This is a genomic window from Faecalibacterium sp. HTF-F, assembly GCF_023347535.1.
Taxonomy (GTDB): Bacteria; Bacillota; Clostridia; order Oscillospirales; family Ruminococcaceae; genus Faecalibacterium; species Faecalibacterium wellingii.
In genome coordinates, this window is sequence record NZ_CP094473.1 from 886579 (window position 1) to 903129 (window position 16551).

General features: G+C 62.6%; 15 protein-coding genes and 1 other RNA gene. 12 read left to right on the forward strand and 4 right to left on the reverse strand.

Translation table 11 applies throughout. The features are described 5' to 3' along the window. Positions 1 to 100 precede the first annotated feature (100 nt). The 4 genes from MTP37_RS04170 to MTP37_RS04185 are packed head-to-tail and all read left to right on the forward strand — an operon-like array spanning position 101 to position 2919. The gene (locus tag MTP37_RS04170) at positions 101 to 580 is read left to right on the forward strand and encodes an Lrp/AsnC family transcriptional regulator (protein ID WP_005944413.1); all 480 of its coding nucleotides are present in this window, start codon (positions 101 to 103) and stop codon (positions 578 to 580) included. Then, entirely contained in the window at positions 580 to 1764 is a 1185-nt protein-coding gene (locus MTP37_RS04175; RefSeq protein ID WP_249238696.1) for a pyridoxal phosphate-dependent aminotransferase, read from the forward strand. The genes MTP37_RS04170 and MTP37_RS04175 overlap by 1 nt, the downstream gene beginning before the upstream one ends. Before the next feature lie 10 nt (positions 1765 to 1774). Beyond that, positions 1775 to 2650, forward strand: a complete 876-nt coding sequence (gene ispE / locus MTP37_RS04180; protein ID WP_249238330.1) for a 4-(cytidine 5'-diphospho)-2-C-methyl-D-erythritol kinase — start codon at positions 1775 to 1777, stop codon at positions 2648 to 2650. Between the two features lie 59 nt (positions 2651 to 2709). Continuing rightward, positions 2710 to 2919 carry a DUF378 domain-containing protein gene (locus MTP37_RS04185; protein WP_249238331.1) on the forward strand — a complete coding sequence of 70 codons (210 nt, stop codon included), beginning with the start codon at positions 2710 to 2712 and terminating at the stop codon, positions 2917 to 2919. A 60-nt stretch (positions 2920 to 2979) separates the two neighbouring features. Here the strand turns inward: MTP37_RS04185 and MTP37_RS04190 are convergent, their stop codons facing one another. From MTP37_RS04190 to MTP37_RS04200, 3 genes are all read right to left on the reverse strand, one after another. Next, positions 2980 to 3627, reverse strand: a complete 648-nt coding sequence (locus tag MTP37_RS04190) for a thioredoxin domain-containing protein (RefSeq protein WP_249238332.1) — start codon at positions 3625 to 3627, stop codon at positions 2980 to 2982. A 95-nt stretch (positions 3628 to 3722) separates the two neighbouring features. After that, positions 3723 to 3927, reverse strand: a non-coding RNA gene (gene ssrS / locus MTP37_RS04195) — 6S RNA. A gap of 22 nt (positions 3928 to 3949) precedes the next feature. Beyond that, positions 3950 to 4264, reverse strand: coding sequence for a DUF1292 domain-containing protein (locus MTP37_RS04200; protein ID WP_249238333.1), 315 nt, complete (start codon positions 4262 to 4264; stop codon positions 3950 to 3952). A gap of 239 nt (positions 4265 to 4503) precedes the next feature. Here MTP37_RS04200 and MTP37_RS04205 point away from each other — a divergent pair, with 239 nt between their 5' ends. After that, positions 4504 to 5232, forward strand: coding sequence for a peptidylprolyl isomerase (locus MTP37_RS04205; RefSeq protein ID WP_249238334.1), 729 nt, complete (start codon positions 4504 to 4506; stop codon positions 5230 to 5232). A gap of 30 nt (positions 5233 to 5262) precedes the next feature. Here the strand turns inward: MTP37_RS04205 and ruvX are convergent, their stop codons facing one another. Then, the gene (ruvX, locus tag MTP37_RS04210; RefSeq protein ID WP_249238335.1) at positions 5263 to 5694 is read right to left on the reverse strand and encodes a Holliday junction resolvase RuvX; all 432 of its coding nucleotides are present in this window, start codon (positions 5692 to 5694) and stop codon (positions 5263 to 5265) included. A 142-nt stretch (positions 5695 to 5836) separates the two neighbouring features. On the opposite strand from ruvX, the gene MTP37_RS04215 reads away from it, so the two are divergent. The 7 genes from MTP37_RS04215 (at position 5837) to dprA (ending at position 16457) form a co-directional block, all read left to right on the forward strand. Next, positions 5837 to 9193: a PD-(D/E)XK nuclease family protein gene (locus MTP37_RS04215; protein ID WP_249238336.1), complete on the forward strand. Its 3357-nt coding sequence runs from the start codon at positions 5837 to 5839 to the stop codon at positions 9191 to 9193. Next, complete coding sequence (locus tag MTP37_RS04220) at positions 9190 to 12882, forward strand: UvrD-helicase domain-containing protein (RefSeq protein WP_249238337.1); 3693 nt, start codon at positions 9190 to 9192, stop codon at positions 12880 to 12882. The genes MTP37_RS04215 and MTP37_RS04220 overlap by 4 nt, the downstream gene beginning before the upstream one ends. Positions 12883 to 13158: 276 nt before the next feature. Continuing rightward, positions 13159 to 13737 carry a translation initiation factor IF-3 gene (gene infC, locus MTP37_RS04225; RefSeq protein ID WP_249238338.1) on the forward strand — a complete coding sequence of 193 codons (579 nt, stop codon included), beginning with the start codon at positions 13159 to 13161 and terminating at the stop codon, positions 13735 to 13737. A gap of 18 nt (positions 13738 to 13755) precedes the next feature. Further along, on the forward strand, positions 13756 to 13959 hold the full coding sequence (gene rpmI / locus MTP37_RS04230; protein WP_005928215.1) for a 50S ribosomal protein L35: 204 nt from the start codon (positions 13756 to 13758) through the stop codon (positions 13957 to 13959). Positions 13960 to 14014: 55 nt separating this feature from the next. Beyond that, positions 14015 to 14365 (forward strand): 50S ribosomal protein L20, encoded by a 351-nt coding sequence (gene rplT / locus MTP37_RS04235; protein ID WP_005928218.1) that lies wholly within the window; start codon positions 14015 to 14017, stop codon positions 14363 to 14365. A gap of 176 nt (positions 14366 to 14541) precedes the next feature. Further along, on the forward strand, positions 14542 to 15324 hold the full coding sequence (locus MTP37_RS04240) for a TrmH family RNA methyltransferase (protein WP_249238339.1): 783 nt from the start codon (positions 14542 to 14544) through the stop codon (positions 15322 to 15324). Beyond that, the gene (gene dprA / locus MTP37_RS04245) at positions 15321 to 16457 is read left to right on the forward strand and encodes a DNA-processing protein DprA (RefSeq protein ID WP_249238340.1); all 1137 of its coding nucleotides are present in this window, start codon (positions 15321 to 15323) and stop codon (positions 16455 to 16457) included. The genes MTP37_RS04240 and dprA overlap by 4 nt, the downstream gene beginning before the upstream one ends. Positions 16458 to 16551: the final 94 nt, after the last annotated feature.

Genomic DNA, 16551 nt, shown 5'->3' on the forward strand with positions numbered 1-16551 from the left:
AGACATTCTATCCCAAAAATTGGGTGCAATCTTTTACAGCTTGTGCTATACTTATAAATAATTTATTTCCCGGTTACGGGCTGAGAAGGAGCAAGATACTATGGAACAGCTTTTGAAGATCCTGGAAGACAATGCGCGGCTGCCCATTGAGGACATCGCCACGATGCTGAATAAATCTCCCGCCGAGGTGGCGGCCATGATCGATCTGGCCCGGGCGCAGGGCATCATCAAGGGCTACAAGACCCTTGTGGACTGGGAAAAGGCCGGGGTCAACCGTGTGGAGGCCGTCATCGAGCTGAATGTCAGCCCCAAGAAGAGCCGCGGCTTTGACGAGATCGCAGCCACCATTGCCTCCTTTGACGAAGTGGAGAGCGTGCTGCTGATGAGCGGCGGCTACGACCTGCAGCTGGTCATCAAGGGCCAGACCTTTCAGGAGATCGCCCTGTTCGTGGCAAAGCGCCTGTCCCCGCTGGACGATGTGCTGTCCACCGCCACCCACTTTGTGCTGCGCACCTATAAAAAGGAGGGCCGCCTGTATCAGGACGAAGAAATCGATGAAAGAGAGTGCACGGTGCTGTGATGGACTACGATAAACTGATCGCGCCTGCCGCTGAGGCTATGCGTCCCTCCGGCATCCGCAAATTTTTCGATCTGGCTGCCGAAATGCCCGAGTGCATCAGTCTGGGCGTGGGCGAGCCGGACTTCAAAACGCCATGGGCCGTGCGCGAAGCCGGCATCGAGAGTCTGGAGCATGGCCGCACCCGCTACACCTCCAACGCAGGCCTGAAGGAGCTGCGCGCCGAGGTGGCAAAGTATCTGGAGCGCCGCATGGGCCTGCACTACGACCCGCTGCACGAGGTGCTCATCACGGTGGGCGGCAGCGAAGCCATTGATATGTGCATCCGCACGCTGGTGCAGCCCGGGGACGAGGTCATTATCCCGGAGCCCTGCTTTGTGTGCTACGAGCCCATCACCACCCTGTCCGGCGGTGTGCCGGTGCATGTGGCCTGCCGTCAGGAGGACGAGTTCCGCCTGCGTGCCGATGCCCTCAAGGCTGCCATCACCCCCCGCACCAAGCTGCTCATCATGCCGTTCCCCAACAACCCCACCGGTGCGGTGATGGAGCGTGAGGATCTGGAAGCCGTTGCTGAGGTGCTGCGCGGCACCAACATCATGGTGCTCTCGGATGAGATCTACGCCGAGCTGAACTATGGCCTGCGGCCCCATGTGTCCATTGCCACCCTGCCCGATATGGCAGAGCGCACCATCGTGGTGAACGGCTTCTCCAAAACCTACGCCATGACCGGCTGGCGTCTGGGCTATGCCTGCGGCCCGGCACCCATCATCCGGATCATGACCAAGATCCACCAGAGCGCCATCATGAGCGCTCCCACCACCAGCCAGTACGCCGCCATCACTGCCCTGAAGGAGTGCGACGGCGAGATCGACCGCATGCGCGACGAGTACAATATGCGCCGCCGCCTTGTGGTGAAGTCCTTCAACGATATGGGCCTGACCTGCTTTGAGCCGCGCGGTGCGTTCTACGCCTTCCCCTGCATCAAGAGTACGGGCATGAGCAGTCAGGATTTCTGCACGAAACTGCTGGAACAGAAGCATGTGGCCATCATCCCCGGCGACGCCTTTGGCGCATCCGGCGAAGGCTATGCCCGCATTTCCTACGCCTACAGCGTGGAGCATCTGAAGGAAGCGCTCCGGCGTATCCGGGAATTCCTGCAGGAAAACGGCATCTATCACGGCATCTGAGGAGGAACAAATGGCAAGGCTGAACTGCGTGACCGTTCTGGCCCCCGCAAAGCTCAATCTGGCGCTGGATGTGGTGGGTCTTCTGCCGAGCGGCTACCATGATCTGGACATGACCATGCAGGCCATCACCCTCTACGAGCGGGTGGTGCTGCGCCGCAGCCCCTACCTGAACCTGCGGCTGCCGGGCAGTCTGGTGGCCCCCAATAACAAAAACACTGCCATCAAGGCAGCGCTGGCCTTTTTTGACTACACCGGCCTTCTGGCGGGTGTGGACATCACCATCTATAAGAATACCCCGGTGCGGGCAGGCATGGCAGGCGGCAGCGCCGACGCCGCCGCTGTGCTGGTGGGCATGAACGAGCTGTACGGCGCACGGCTCTCCATGAGTGAGCTGTGTGCACTGGGCGCAAAGATCGGTGCGGACGTGCCCTTTGCCCTGATGGGCGGCACCTGCCGGGTGCAGGGCGTGGGAGACTTCCTCAAGGCCCTGCCGCCGGTGCCGGAGTGCTGGTTCACGGTGGTGATGCCGGACTACGGCGTTTCCACCCCGGAGGCCTTTGCGGCCTATGACCGGGTGGGCAGCAGCGTCCACCCGGACTGCGGCGCACAGGAAGCCGCCATTCGTGCCGGAGATCTGGACGCCCTTTGCGCCGCCGCCGGCAATGCGCTGGAAGAGTGCAGCGGAGCAAAGGATACCGGGGCCATCAAGACCCTGCTGCGGGAGCATGGCGCTGTCACCGCCCTGATGACCGGCAGCGGTGCGGCGGTGTTCGGCGTGTTCCGGGACGAAGGGGCCGCACGGGCCGCTGCACAGGCCGCAAAGCGGCGCTGGAAGCAGGTGTACGTGGCGCAGCCTGACCGCGGCGGCGCACGGGTGAGCCGATAAAAATGCATAGACCTCCTTCCCACGGGGCATACTGTCCGCAAGGGAAGGAGGTCTTTTTTGTGCAGACCTTTTATAAAATCTGCCTGATCCTGTTGATCGTGGGCGGCATCAACTGGGGCCTTGTGGGGCTGTTCCAGTTCGATTTTGTGGGCTGGCTGCTGGGCGGCAGCGCATCCATCTGGTCCCGCATCGTGTTCACACTGGTGGGCATCGCAGCCCTGTGCGGCATCCCGGGGCTGTTTTCGGACGAAAGTTCCTCTGAAAGCTGAAAAATCATGCAAAAACAAAAGCACTTGCAAAACCAATTGCAGGTGCTTTTGCTTGTTGACTCAATTACTGCTTCCGTCCAGATCATCCCACCCCACAAGGTCCGGCAGGGTGAGCGTCTCGTCCGAGCAGTGGGGATGTGCACGCCGCTGGTCCTCGGCCATGGTGCGCACCACCTCGCGGGTGATCTCCCGGATGGCGGCGCAGTCCTCGGGCAGGTCGGTCTGGCTGCGGCCGGAGTGGGTGAACAGGATCCTGCCCTGATGGCCCACCACCAGCGTCAGCGGCAGCAGCTGCGGGGCGCTGGTGTCGTAGCGGTAGCCCTGCTCTCTGGCGGTTTTGTAGATGCGCTGGGCCGCAAAGCTCCAGCTCAGGATGCCCCGGGCCTGCTCCACGCCCAGATAACCGTACAGCACCCCCGGCGCGTCGCAGATGAGCGTGAAGGGAAACTCGGCTCCCTGTGTGGCTTTTGCCACCGTGCGGGGCGAAGAGCGCACCACGCAGGCCAGCCGCACGCCGCGCAGTCTGGGCAGGGTCTGCAGGTAGCGGGTCAGGTATTCCCGGGTGACAGGGTGGTCGAAGGCTGGCAGGAAGATCATCGCCAGCGGGTGCTCACCCTCGCACAGCTTATAAAAATCGTTTCCCGGTGTGGTGGGGGTATCAAAGGTGAAACGGGGGATGGAGGTGCCAACCAGATGTTCTGACTTCATGCCGCAATGCACATCCTTTCCATATTCAGGGAAATAAAAAAATCCACACACTGTCTCTGTTTTTGCAGAGGACAGCGGTGGATGGATTGCTATAAAAAGATCCCGCCCGGTCGTCTGCGGTCAATCAAACCTACCCTTACGGACAGGTGGGTGCCCTGTCGCCGGATTCACGCTTCCTCATCGAACCTCCATGGTCGACCCATGGCGGGGAGGTCTGCAATCCGCCGGAGAACTCCGGGCTCCCGTTGAATGATTAGTAGGATCATATAAACCGCAACAAATCGAGCCGGGCAGGAAGTCTTGCCGGGTAATTTGTCTGGAATTATTCTTCGATGTCGTACTCGTCGCTCAGGCGCTCTTCAAACAGCTTGCCCAGCTCCAGCAGCAGTTCGTCGTCATCCACGACGTCCAGATACTCGCCTTCATCGTCTTCGCCGACGCTCAGGATGACCAGCTGAGCGTTCTCAGCCTCTTCCTCGGTCTCGGCGTATTCCACAGCAGCCAGATAATGCACGCCCTTGTAGTCCAGCGCATCGATCACCTCAAACGTGATCTCGTTGCCGTCCTCATCTTCCAGGGTCATCAGGTCGGGCTGATTTTCCTCTTCGGTATTGGGGTTCTTGATCTCATCAGACATAGATAGCGTCTCCTGTATCGTGTCATAAAACGGGCCGCTTGTGTGCCGCCCGCTCGGGTCTGCATATAGTGTAGCGTTTTTTTGCCTGCTCGTCAAGATGCTTTTTCGCACAGAAATTGTGTAACAAATTTTCACGCATTTGCTCTCGCACTCTGGGGCAGAATATGATATACTATCCTCTGAATCTTTTGCGCACGGTGTGCCGTGCGGTTACTAGAGTGTATGGAGCGTGGGTGAAAATGATGCATAAAAAAAGATGGGCGGCACTGGTGCTGGCAGCAGCACTGGCCCTGACCGGCTGCAGCTTTGGCGGCGTCGGCGGAGGCGGTAGCACCGCCCAGAAGATCGACCGCCCGGCGGTGGAGTCGGCAGAGCTGCAGTTCACCCACCCGGCGGCGGGGGATACCGTTGCGGTGTTCGATACCTCGGCGGGCGTGTTCCGGGCGGTGCTCTTCCCGGATAAGGCCCCGCAGGCCTATGATAACTTTGTGGGCCTTGTGCAGGCGGGTTACTACAACGGCCTGACAGTCTCCCGTGTGGAGAGCGGCTTTGTGGTAGAGGCCGGACAGGGGGCCGACGGCAGGGGCAACACCATCTGGAACGGCGGCCGCTACCCGGCTGAGACCACCGACAGCCTGCACCATTATTCCGGTGCCCTGTGCATGGGCACGGATGTTTCCGGCGAGTGCGCCAGCGTCTTTTACGTGGTGCAGACCCTGCCGGGAGAGCAGTCTGTGACGCAGGAGCTGGTGGATCAGATGAACAGTGCCGGCTACCGCGCAGAGGTCGTTTCTGCCTACCAGACGGCGGGCGGTGCGCCCTACCTCGACTACACCGACACGGTATTGGGACAGGTGTACGAGGGCATGGACGTGGTGGATGCCATCGGCCAGACCGCCGTGGACGAAAACCAGAAGCCCCGTGAGGACATCACCATCAACAGCGTGAGCATTACGCAGTACGAATAAGAAAAAGGACACCGTCAGGTGTCCTTTTTCTTATATTTCCCCCGGGTGCTCCTTCCGCCACGCAAGATAGTCATCCAGAATGACCGTGGCGCTCACAGAGTCCAGAATTTCCTTCCGCTTTGTGCCAAAGGTGCCGCTCTCGTCCAGCAGGTCGGCAGCGGCGCAGGTGGTCTGGCGCTCGTCCCACATGCGCACGGGCAGGCCGCTCCAGATTTCGACCGTTTTTGCCAGCTTGCGGCTCTTGGCGGCGCGCTCGCCCTCGGTGCCGTCCATGTTCAGCGGCAGACCGATGACGATGAGCTCGGCACCGATCTCCTTTGCCACCTCGCATACCCGGGCGGCTACCTTGTTGCGGGCTTTCAGGGTGATCTGCGGGGTGATGGCTGTGGTCAGGAACTCGGTGCGGTCACAGGTGGCAAGGCCGGTGCGGCTGTCGCCGTAGTCAACAGCTAAAATTTTCATACAGGCTTCCTCTCTTGTGTGGAAAAGTTTGTCGGTCCAAGTGTACCACAGCTGCAGGCTAAAGGGTAGAGAATCACACTTTTTTTGAGAGGATTTTCGTGTTACAATAAACACAAATCGTTTTTCAAGGAGGAAGTGCCCCATGCTCAAACTGGTTTTAGGCGGCTCCGGCAGCGGCAAAACGACGCTGCTCTATTCCCGCATCCGCGCCCGGGCCGAGGCGGGCCGGTACAGCATCCTGCTGGTGCCGGAACAGTTCACCTCCAGCACAGAGGGCCGCATCTACCGGGAACTGGGTGATGCGCTTTCCGGCATGGTGGAAAGCTTTTCCTTTACCAGTCTGGCCGAGCGCATTCTCTCCGCTGAGGGAGGCGCGGCGGTGCAGACCCTTTCGGACGCAGGCCGGGCCGTGCTGGTGCGCCGCGCACTGGAAGAACTGCAGGACAACGTGCATTACTACTACCGCCACCGCCGCAGCGCAGCCTTCTGCCAGATGGCGGCCCAGACCATCGACGAGCTGAAGAGCGCCGGGCTTTCCGGCACACAGCTGGCAGAGCTGGCCCGGGATTGCGGCCCCGAGAGCGGCAAGCTGAGCGAGCTGGCGCTGATCTTTCAGGGCTACGAGACGCTGCTGGCGGGCACCGGCATGGACCCCTCCGACCGGCTGGAGCTGGCGGCGGCCCGGCTGGAAGCTGCCCTTGCCCGGGGCGAGCTGCCGGACTTTCTGCGGGAGCGGGAGGTGTTCATTGACGAATTTGATACCTTCAACGCCCCCAAAAAGCGGCTGATGGGCGCGATGCTGGCGGCGCTGCCCACGGTCACGGTGGCCCTGTGTGACGACGGTTCCCCCATGGTGCCGGGGGAGATGGGGCTGTTTTCCGGCGCAAAGCAGGTGGCGGCGCAGCTGCGCCAGCTGGCCCGCAAAAACGGGGCCGAAGCGGCAGTGCCGGAGCTTTTGCGCACAGACCTGCGCCACAGGGACGCCCCCGGCCTTGCCGCTGTGACGGAACTGCTGGAGACCGGTACCTGTGAGGTGCCGCCTGCGGCACCGGAGGTGCGGCTGTTTGCGGCCGCCAGCCGGGAAGAAGAAGCCCGCTGCACCGCTGCGGCCATCCGCCGCCTGATGCGGCAGGGCGTGCGCTGCGGAAAGATCGCGGTGGTCTGCCGCGACATCGCCGGTTATCGCGCCGCCATCCGGTACGAGTTCCGCATGGCAGACATCCCGCTCTACTGCGATGAACCCACCACGCCGGAGTTCAGCGCCCCGGCTACGGCGGTGCGGGCGCTGCTGGCCCTTGTGCGCGGTGCGGACATGACCGAGAACCTGACCGTTCTGGCCAAGACCGGTCTGTGCGCCCTGAGCGAGCCGGAGGTCTGTGCACTGGAAAACTATGCCTACACCTGGTCGCCCGATGCGGCGGCGTGGCGGACAGGCTTTGCAAAAAGCCCCCGGGGCTTTGGAGAGAACGAGCTGACCGAAGAGGACCGGAAAACGCTGGCCGATGCCGAAAAGGCCCGTCAGCTGCTGGTAACGGCGGTGGACAGCCTGCGCGGCAGGGTGCGCGGGGCCAACGCGGAGCAGATCAGCCGGGCGCTGTATTTCTGCCTGAAGGAGCTGGGAGCCGAGGAACAGCAGGCCGCACAGATCGAGTCCATCCGTGCGGCCCGGGGCATCCCGGCGGCAGAGGAAGCGGCCCGGGAGTGGAACGTGGTGATGCAGCTGCTGGACGAAATGGCCCATCTGCTGGGCGGGCAGGGCGTGACCCTTGCGGAATATGAGGACCTGTTCAGCCTGCTGCTGCGCTCGTCGGACCTTGGGCACATCCCGCAGACGCTGGACGCGGTGGTGCTGGCAAGCGCCGGCAAAATGCGTCTGGATGCGCCGGACTATGTATTTGTGCTGGGCCTTGCGGAAGGGGAGTTCCCCTGTGCGCCGTCCGAGACGGGTCTTTTGACCCACGCCGACCGCGATGCCCTGATGGCAAAGCAGATCGACCTGCCGGACTGCTTTGAGAACCGCGTGGTGCGCGAGCAGGTGTGCTTTTACAAGGCCCTTACCGTCCCGGCCAAGGGACTGTGGCTCAGCTGGCCCAAGGGGCAGGGCAAGACCCTGTGTGCAGCGCTGGAGCCCATTGTGGAAGCCCTGCACCCGGCGGCACCGGAGCTGGAGCTTCCCGACCTTGCGGCTACCCCCGCCGATGCACTGGACACGCTGGGCGGCTGGCCGCTGACCGACACGGAACGCGCCAGCCTGACCGAGGCGCTGCGCCTGCCGCAGACGGATGCACCCCGGGGCCTTGCACTGCTGCAGCGCATGGAGGAGGACCCGCCCCGGCAGGTGAACGACCTGTCCGCGCTGAGCGGCCTGCTGGGGCAGCGGCTGCGCATTTCGCCCAGCCAGCTGGAAAAATACTATACCTGCCGGTATGGCTATTTCCTGCAGTATGTGCTGGGCCTGCGCCCCCGCAGGCGGGCCGAGCTTTCAGCCGACCAGAGCGGCACCCTGATGCACTGGGTGCTGCAGATGGCGCTGGACCCGCACCCGGCTGCGGATAACCCCTGCAAGGCGCTGACGCCTTTTCTGGAACTGGACGACGAAGCCATGGCGGGCCTTGCCAGCCTGCTGGTGGATGAATATGCAAAGCGCTATCTGCCCGAGGATACGGCCCGGTTCGCCTATCTGCTCTCCCGCCTCAAAAAGAGCATGACCGGCCTTTTGTGCTATCTGCGGGACGAACAGAAGCAGTCCTGCTTCCACCCGGCAGCCTGCGAGCTGCGCATCGGCTCCGGGGAGGACGCCGTGCCCGGGCAGGTGTATCATCTCTCGGACGGGCGCACGGTGCAGCTGGTGGGCACGGTGGACCGCGCCGACGAGTGGGTGGAGGAAAACGGCACCCGCTGGGTGCGGGTGGTGGACTACAAGACCGGCACCAAAAAGCTGAACCTGAAGGAAGTCTACTGCGGGCTGGACTGCCAGATGCTGCTGTATCTGTTCAGCCTGACCCGGGATAAGAGCGGGCGCTTTACCGGCGCGGAACCCGCAGGTGTTTTGTACCTGCTGGCAGACCCGGCCCCCAAGACCACGGCCCGGCAGCAGGCAGAGCGCGGGACGGAATACGAGCTGGACGGCCTTGTGCGGGACGAACAGCGGGTGTTCGATGCCATGGACGCTGCCGAGACCGGCCGTTACCTGCCCTTTGGCTACCGGGACGGCAAGCCCAGCCCCAACCAGAAGGATAAGCGTGCGGATATCGCCAAGCTCAACCGGATCCAGCTGCATCTGGATGACCTTGTAACGCAGATGGGCAGCCAGCTCTACAGCGGCCGCATCGAAGCGGAACCGCTGGTGGCCGGGGCAGGCAGGAACCCCTGCGTCTGGTGCGACTACAGCTTTATCTGCTGCCACGAGACCGGCATCGGTGAGCGTGCGCTGGAGGCCCCGGCCAAGCCCTTTGAGCCGGAAGAGACCGAGAACGAGAAGGAGGGTGAGCAGGCATGAGCGAACCCAAATGGACCCCGGCCCAGCGGGCCGCCATCGAGGACCGGGGCGGTGCGCTGTTGGTAAGCGCGGCGGCGGGCAGCGGCAAAACAGCGGTGCTGACCGAACGTGCCGTGCGGCTCATCACCGACCCGGAGCACCCGGTGGATGCAGACAGGCTGCTCATCGTCACCTTTACCAATGCGGCGGCGGCAGAGCTGCGGGCCCGCATCGGGCAGGCACTGCTGCGGCTCAGCGTGCAGCAGCCCCACAACACGGCCCTGCGCCGCCAGCGGATGCTGCTGCAGCGGGCACCCATCTGTACCATTGATGCCTTTTGTCTGGATCTGCTGCACAAACACTTTCAGGCGCTGGACATCCCGCCGGACTTTGCCCCGGCAGACCCCGGCAGCGTGGAGGTGCTGCGGGCTTCGGCGCTGGCCGAAACGCTGGAAAATGCCTACCGCGACCCGGATTTCTGTGCCTTTGCAGACCTTTACGGCAAGGGCCGCACCGATCAGGCCGCAGGCAATACCATCCTGCATGTGTACGATTTTCTGCGGGCACTGCCGGACTACGACCGCCGCATGGACGAATATCTGGCTCCATGGCAGCAGGAGAACGGTTTTGGCTCCACCTGCTGGCATGATCTGCTGCTGGCCGAAGCGGCCCGCTGCGCCGGAGCGGCCCGGGAGCTGCTGACGGCGGCGCTGGCCGACTGCAGAGAGGACTTTGCCCTTGCGCAGGCGCAGGCCGAGGAAAAAGGCAAGACGGCAGCCTCCAAAGCCAAGGCCGCGGCGGGCGTCAACGATAAATTTGCAGAGCCGCTCTCCCGGCTGGAAAACGCCGCTGCCCTGCTGGGCGAGGTGGAGCGGCTGGCGGCGGCAGGGGAGTGGACACCGCTTTATGATAAGCTCACGCCCTATGTGCTGGGCATGGAGGAGATGCCCGGCTTCAAGGGCATGAAAAAGCGGCTGACCGGCGACCACAAGGCGGCGGTGCGCACCCGCACGGACGAAGCCGCCAAGCTGTTCGAGCAGATCACGGAGCTTATCTCCTGCAGCGAGGAGGAAGCCGAAGCCGACCGCAGGGAGGCGCTGCCCCGGCTGCGGGCCCTGTTTGCCGCGGTGCGGGACTTTGACGCCCGCTTCTCGGCAAAGAAAAAGGAGCGCAAGCTGCTGGAATTCAGCGATTTTGAGCATCAGGCCCTGCGGCTGCTGCGCACGCCGGAGGGAGAACCTACCCCGCTGTGCCAGAGCATCCGGCAGAACTATGCCGCTGTGATGGTGGACGAATATCAGGATACCAACGCGCTGCAGGACGCCATCTACCGCTGCCTTGCATCCCCGGCGGGGGACGATCTGTTTCTGGTGGGCGACCTGAAACAGAGCATCTACCGCTTCCGGCAGGCCGACCCCAGCATCTTCCGGACGAAGCTGGATGTCTGGGCCCCTCTGCCCGGCGGCACGGCACGGCCCCGCCCGGCGGAGGGAACGCCGGGCACCGATGCACTGCTGGCACTGGATGCCAACTTCCGCTCGGCCCCGCAGGTGGTGGCAGGCATCAACTTTATCTTTGAACAGCTCATGACGCCCCGGCTGGGCGATACCGCCTATGGCGATGGTCAGCGGCTGGTGTGCGGTGCACCCGGCGAATACGCCGGCAGCGTGGAGGCACACTTCCTGCCGGACGACACCGCCGAGACCGACGCGGCGTGGATCGCCCAGCACATCGAAGAGCTGGTGCAAAACGGCACACCGGTGCGGGACGGCGGGTCTGTCCGGCCCGTGCAGTACGAGGACTGCTGCATCCTGCTGGCGGCACGCGGCGATTTTCTGGCCTATGAGGAAGCACTCACGGCCCGGGGCATCCCGGTCTACGCGGACGCCCGGGAAAATCTGATGACAGCTCCGCACATCCGTCCGCTGATCTCGCTTTTAAAGGTCATCGACAACCCGGCGCAGGACATCTATCTTGCTGCCGCCATGCTGGGGCCGATGTTCGGGTTTACAGACGACGACCTTGTGCGTCTGCGGGCCTGCAGCGAGGAGGCGCAGAAAAAACAGCAGGAGCCCGGCACAAAGCACACCCGCATGAGCCTGTACGGCGCAGTGCTGCAGGTGGTGCAGAGTGAAGATGAAACACCGTTCACCCAAAAGGTGAAGGCTTTTTACGCCCGGCTGACCGAGCTGCGGCGCATGGCCCGCAGCGTTCCGGCAGAGCAGCTGCTGGAAGAGATCTTTGTCTCCACCGGCTACCTTGCCGCGCTGGGCGTGCTGGAAAACGGAGCCCGCCGCCGGGAGGATGCCCGCCGGTTTGCAGCGTTCTGTGCGGAATCCGGCACAAACGGCATTTCGGCGCTGGTGCGTGCCATCGATGCGGCGGCACAGGCAGGCTCCACCGGGCAGGACGCAGTGCCGGGCGGCGCACGCCCGGGCTGCGTGACCATCATGACCATCCACCGCTCCAAGGGCCTGCAGTTCCCGGTGGTGTTCGTGGGTGATACGGCCCGGCACTTCAACCTGAGCGACACCTATCAGCCGGTGCTGCTGCATCGGGAATACGGGGCAGGCCTGCGGCTGCGTCCGGAACAGGGGGACCTGTACAAGACCGCCGCATACACCGCCCTTGCCAATGCTCACGCACAGGAGACCCGCAGCGAGCAGATGCGCCTTTTGTATGTGGCGCTCACCCGCGCACAGGATATGCTGATCCTGACCATCCCGCTGGGCATGACCAAGACCGGCAATCCCTTTGCCCGGGCGGCGGCGTTTCTGGCGGCAGGAGCGGGGGAGACCCTGAACCGGCAGGCAAACAGCTTTGCCGACTGGCTGCGTGCGGCGCTGCTGGTGCATCCCTTTGGCGGGCCGCTGCGGCGGCTGGCCGGAGATCTGGAGCTGCCCTTCGTGTTTACGGAAAGCGAGATCACCGTATCGGTTCAGGAGGCCGGGCCGGAACCGGAAGCGTCCGGGCAGGAGCCGGAACAGCCTGCAGCCGTCCCGGCAGACCCGGCTCTGGTGGACGGGCTGCGGGAAGGCTTTGCTTGGCATTACCCGGCGGCGGAGCTGGCCGCTGTGCCCGCCAAGGTCAGCGTGACCAGCATCGTGCACAAAGCCGAGCAGACCACGCTGGAACGGCCTGCCTTCCTCTCCAGAGACGGCCTGACTGCCGCCGAAATGGGTACGGCCCTGCACGCCTTTCTGGAACATGCGGACTTTTCGGCCCTTGCAGCGGCAAAGGCTGCGGGCGGGCTGGAAAAAGCCATTCTGGCCGAGCGTCAGCGGCAGGTGGACAGGCAGCTTGTGGCCCCGGAGATCGCGGAAAAGCTGGATGTGAGCCGGATCCGCCGCTTTATGGAAGGCGAGGCCTTTGCAAAGATCTGCGCAGCAGACGAGGTGCTGCGGGAGCTGGCTTTCATCACGGCACTGCCAGCCGATGCGGTGCTGGCTGCGCAGGGCACAGAGGGCGTCCGGGCCGAGGGAGAGCAGGTGCTGGTGCAGGGCATCGCAGACCTTGTGCTGGTATATCCGGATCATCTGGAACTGCTGGACTACAAGACCGACCGCCGCAAGACCGAGGCAGATTTCCTGCGGGCCTACCGCGCGCAGCTGAACCTCTACGCCCTTGCCATCGATAAGCGCTTTGCCCCGAAGAAGGTGACCTATAAGGGCATCTGCTCGCTGGAGCTGGGGAAGCTGATCGAGGTGTAAAACCCTCTCAGTCCGCTCCCATTGGTCGCGCGAAGCGATGACTGAGAGGGTTCAAAAGTCATATTTTTCCCGCAAAACGCATAAAAAGTGCTTGACAGCGCTTTCTGCCTGTGGTAGAATAGCCGAGTAAAGAAAGCAGCTACGGCCTGTGCCGCGCTCGCCTTGTGGGGTCGGAATCCCCGGGCTATACCCGAAAAGCAGTTTATCTTTGTGTGAATTGCGGCTTTTGAGTGAATTTTTGCGCGGCTGTCCTGAAAATGGGCGGCCGCGTTTTCTATGCCAAATATTGCAACAAAATGGATTTTGTTTGGAGGTGCATTCATTATCGCTACCGCTGGAAAGTCGAAGGAACTGGAGATCAACGGTCAGATCCGTGACCGTGAGGTCCGTCTGATCGGTGCAGACGGCGAGCAGAAGGGCGTTGTGTCCATTCAGGTGGCTATGCGCGCTGCAGAAGAGGCCGGACTGGATCTGGTCAAGATCGCACCGCAGGCCGTCCCGCCTGTGTGCAAGGTGCTGGACTACGGTAAGTACCGTTTTGAACAGCAGAAGAAGGAGAAGGAAGCCAAGAAGAACCAGAAGGTGGTCGAAGTCAAGGAGACCCGCCTCTCGCTCAACATTGACACCAACGACTTCAATACCAAGCTGAACCAGACTGCCAAATTCCTGGCAGCTGGCCACAAGGTTAAGGTTTCGATCCGCTTCCGCGGCCGTGAAATGGCGCACAGTGCTCTGGGCGCAGATGTGCTCAAGCGTTTTGCCGAGGCTCTGCCGCAGGCATCCACCGACAAGCCGCCGGTGCTCGAGGGCCGCACGATGTCCATTCTGCTGATCCCGAAACCCAATAAGGACTAATTTTAGGAGGAAACTAAAATGGCTAAGATGAAACTGAAGACGCATTCCGGCGCTAAGAAGCGCTTTAAGCTGACCAAGAACGGCAAGATCAAGCGCGGCCACGCATTCCGCAGCCACATCCTGACCAAGAAGACCACCAAGCTGACCCGTGGCTACCGTCAGCCCAGCTACGTTGATAAGACCAACGCAGCTACCATCAAGAGCATGCTGCCCTACGCCTAAGAGCGAGCCGCAGGCACAAACATTCTACTACTGATAACTAAAGGAGATATATAAAATGGCACGTATCAAGGGCGCAACCATGACTCACAAACGTCGTAAGAAGATGCTGAAGCTGGCCAAGGGCTTCTACGGCTGCAAGAGCAAGCACTTTAAGATGGCCAAGCAGCAGGTCATGAAGAGCGGCAACTACGCTCTGGCTGGCCGCCGCATGAAGAAGCGTCAGTTCCGCAACCTGTGGATCTGCCGCATCAACAATGCAGTCCGTCCTCTGGGCATGAACTACTCCACCTTCATGGCAGGCCTGAAGAAGGCTGGCATCGAGCTGAACCGCAAGATGCTGTCCGAGATGGCCATCAACGATCCCAAGAGCTTTGCAGCTCTGGTCGAGACCGTCAAGAACGCCTGATCAAGAACCTGAATCGTGACGCCCGCGTATACGCGCGGGCGTCCGTTTTGTATCCGGGGTTCTTGCGGACGAAAACAGTGTTTCAGGGCAGTGCCCTGCCGCAGGAGCTTTTGTGGCAGACGCTGCCCTTTTTGCTTTTTTACAGATGAATGCCCGCTTTCAGCAGGAGGAATACAATGGACGAAAAGATCACCAGCCGGGAAAACGCAAAGATCAAATATGCCTGCCGCCTTTCTTCCGGCGCGGCATTCCGCCGCAGTGAGGGCCGCTTTCTGGCCGAGGGCCGCAAGCTGTGCCCGGAGCTTGCCCGCGGCGCACAGCTGGAGACCTTGTTTTATACCGAGAGCGCCATGGCAAAGTGCCCGGAGCTGGCAGACCTGCCCGGCGAGCACTACCTTGTGGAGGATCACGTGGCCGACAAGCTGGCCGATGTGGGCACCCATCAGGGGGTGTTCGGCGTGTTCCGCACCCCGGTGCACGGCTTGGACGAGGTGAAGACCGGCGGGCGGTATCTGGCGCTGGAACGGGTGCAGGACCCCGGCAACGTGGGCACCCTGCTGCGCTCTGCAGCTGCCTTTGGCTTTGACGGCGTGATCCTGAGCGACGGCTGCGCCAGCGTCTACGCCCCCAAGACCCTGCGGGCTTCCATGGGAGCCGCCGTGCGCATCCCGGTGATCGAAGCCGGTGCCATGCCCGATGCCATTGCCCGGCTGCGGGAAAAGGGCATCACCTGCCTTGCGGCTGCGCTGTACAAGTCCCAGCCGCTGAGCGCGGCGCAGGCCAGCTATCCCGGCGGCGTCTGCGTCGTCATCGGCAGCGAGGGCCAGGGCCTGACCGACGCGACCATTGCCGCCTGCACCAGCACGGTGCGCATCCCCATGACCGACCGGGTGGAAAGCCTGAACGCCGGCATTGCGGGCAGCATTCTGCTGTGGCATTTCCGGGAGGAGAGCCTGTGAGGGAACTTGCCGGGCAGACCGGCCTTTTTCCGCCGGAGCCTGCTCCGGACCCGCTGCTGTGCTGGCTGTGGCTGGCCCATGTGCTGGGCCCGGCCAGCATCCACGCGGGCCGCGTGCTGGATGCGTTTGGTGGTGCGCAGGAAGCGTGGGAAGCACGGGACACCGCTGAATTCCGCGCTGCAGCCGGGGATGCTGCCGCGCTTCGCGCACAGCAGCTGGACCCGGAACAGTATCACGCACTGGTCATGCGGTGCGATGATCTCGGTGTGCGCATCCTGACCTTTGATGACCCGGATTACCCGCTGGCCCTTTCCCGCATTCCGGATATGCCGCTGGTGCTCTACTGCACCGGCGACCCGCGCTGGCTCAATGAACCGGGCACGATCGGCATCGTGGGCAGCCGCAGGCCGACAGAATACGGCCTGAATGCAGCGGCAGACATCGGCGGGGCACTGGCAAAGAGCGGTGCGGTCATCGTCAGCGGCCTTGCCGACGGACTGGACAGCGCCGGACACCGTGCCGCCGTGAAAAACAACTGCCCCACCATCGCGGTGATGGGTGTGCCCATCGACCGCACCTACCCGGCAGCGAATGCGGTGCTGCGGCATAAGATCGAGCAGAAGGGCTGCGTCATCAGCGAATATCCGCCCCGCAGTGAGGGCGTTGGCGCCAATGGTTTTCTGCAGCGCAACCGGCTCATTGCGGCGCTCAGCTCTGCGCTGCTGGTGGTGGAAGCACAGGAGAAAAGCGGCACCATGTCCACCGTGTCCCATGCAGAACGCTATGGAAAACCGGTGTTTGCGGTGCCGGGCAGCATCTACTCGCCCAATTCCGCAGGCACCAACGGCCTGCTGAGGGATGGCCGTGCCCGCGCTGTGAGCAGCGCAGATGACCTGATGGGCCCGCTGGGCCTGCGCCGGCAGAGCGCAGCGGCGGTGACGGCAAAGCAGCCGGAGCCTCTGAGCGAGAACGAGCGGAAGGTGCTTTCCTGCATCGGCCCGCAGCCGCTTGGCATTGAGGAGCTCTGCGTGCGCAGCGGCCTGCCCACGGCAGCATTGCTGGGCACTCTGATGAAGCTGGAGCTTTCCGGCAGGGTGCTGTGCATGCCGGGAAAGCGCTATATGATAAAATAGTATAATTTCCGCTGGCGCAGCACACAACAGCTGTGGTATATTATAAAAATAGAGAATCCCGTACTGTGCGCACCGCACAGCGCGTTACCGATAA

Excerpts from the sequence above, each read along its gene's own strand:
- MTP37_RS04240 (WP_249238339.1), top strand. The coding sequence starts at position 14,542 with ATGGACGAAAAGATCACCAGCCGGGAAAACGCAAAGATCAAATATGCC.
- MTP37_RS04215 (WP_249238336.1), top strand. The coding sequence starts at position 5,837 with ATGCTCAAACTGGTTTTAGGCGGCTCCGGCAGCGGCAAAACGACGCTG.
- rpmI (WP_005928215.1), top strand. The coding sequence starts at position 13,756 with ATGGCTAAGATGAAACTGAAGACGCATTCCGGCGCTAAGAAGCGCTTT.
- MTP37_RS04175 (WP_249238696.1), top strand. The coding sequence starts at position 580 with ATGGACTACGATAAACTGATCGCGCCTGCCGCTGAGGCTATGCGTCCC.
- MTP37_RS04190 (WP_249238332.1), bottom strand. The coding sequence starts at position 3,627 with ATGAAGTCAGAACATCTGGTTGGCACCTCCATCCCCCGTTTCACCTTT.
- infC (WP_249238338.1), top strand. The coding sequence starts at position 13,159 with ATGCCAAATATTGCAACAAAATGGATTTTGTTTGGAGGTGCATTCATT.
- MTP37_RS04205 (WP_249238334.1), top strand. The coding sequence starts at position 4,504 with ATGATGCATAAAAAAAGATGGGCGGCACTGGTGCTGGCAGCAGCACTG.
- ispE (WP_249238330.1), top strand. The coding sequence starts at position 1,775 with ATGGCAAGGCTGAACTGCGTGACCGTTCTGGCCCCCGCAAAGCTCAAT.
- MTP37_RS04170 (WP_005944413.1), top strand. The coding sequence starts at position 101 with ATGGAACAGCTTTTGAAGATCCTGGAAGACAATGCGCGGCTGCCCATT.
- ruvX (WP_249238335.1), bottom strand. The coding sequence starts at position 5,694 with ATGAAAATTTTAGCTGTTGACTACGGCGACAGCCGCACCGGCCTTGCC.
- MTP37_RS04220 (WP_249238337.1), top strand. The coding sequence starts at position 9,190 with ATGAGCGAACCCAAATGGACCCCGGCCCAGCGGGCCGCCATCGAGGAC.
- rplT (WP_005928218.1), top strand. The coding sequence starts at position 14,015 with ATGGCACGTATCAAGGGCGCAACCATGACTCACAAACGTCGTAAGAAG.
- MTP37_RS04200 (WP_249238333.1), bottom strand. The coding sequence starts at position 4,264 with ATGTCTGATGAGATCAAGAACCCCAATACCGAAGAGGAAAATCAGCCC.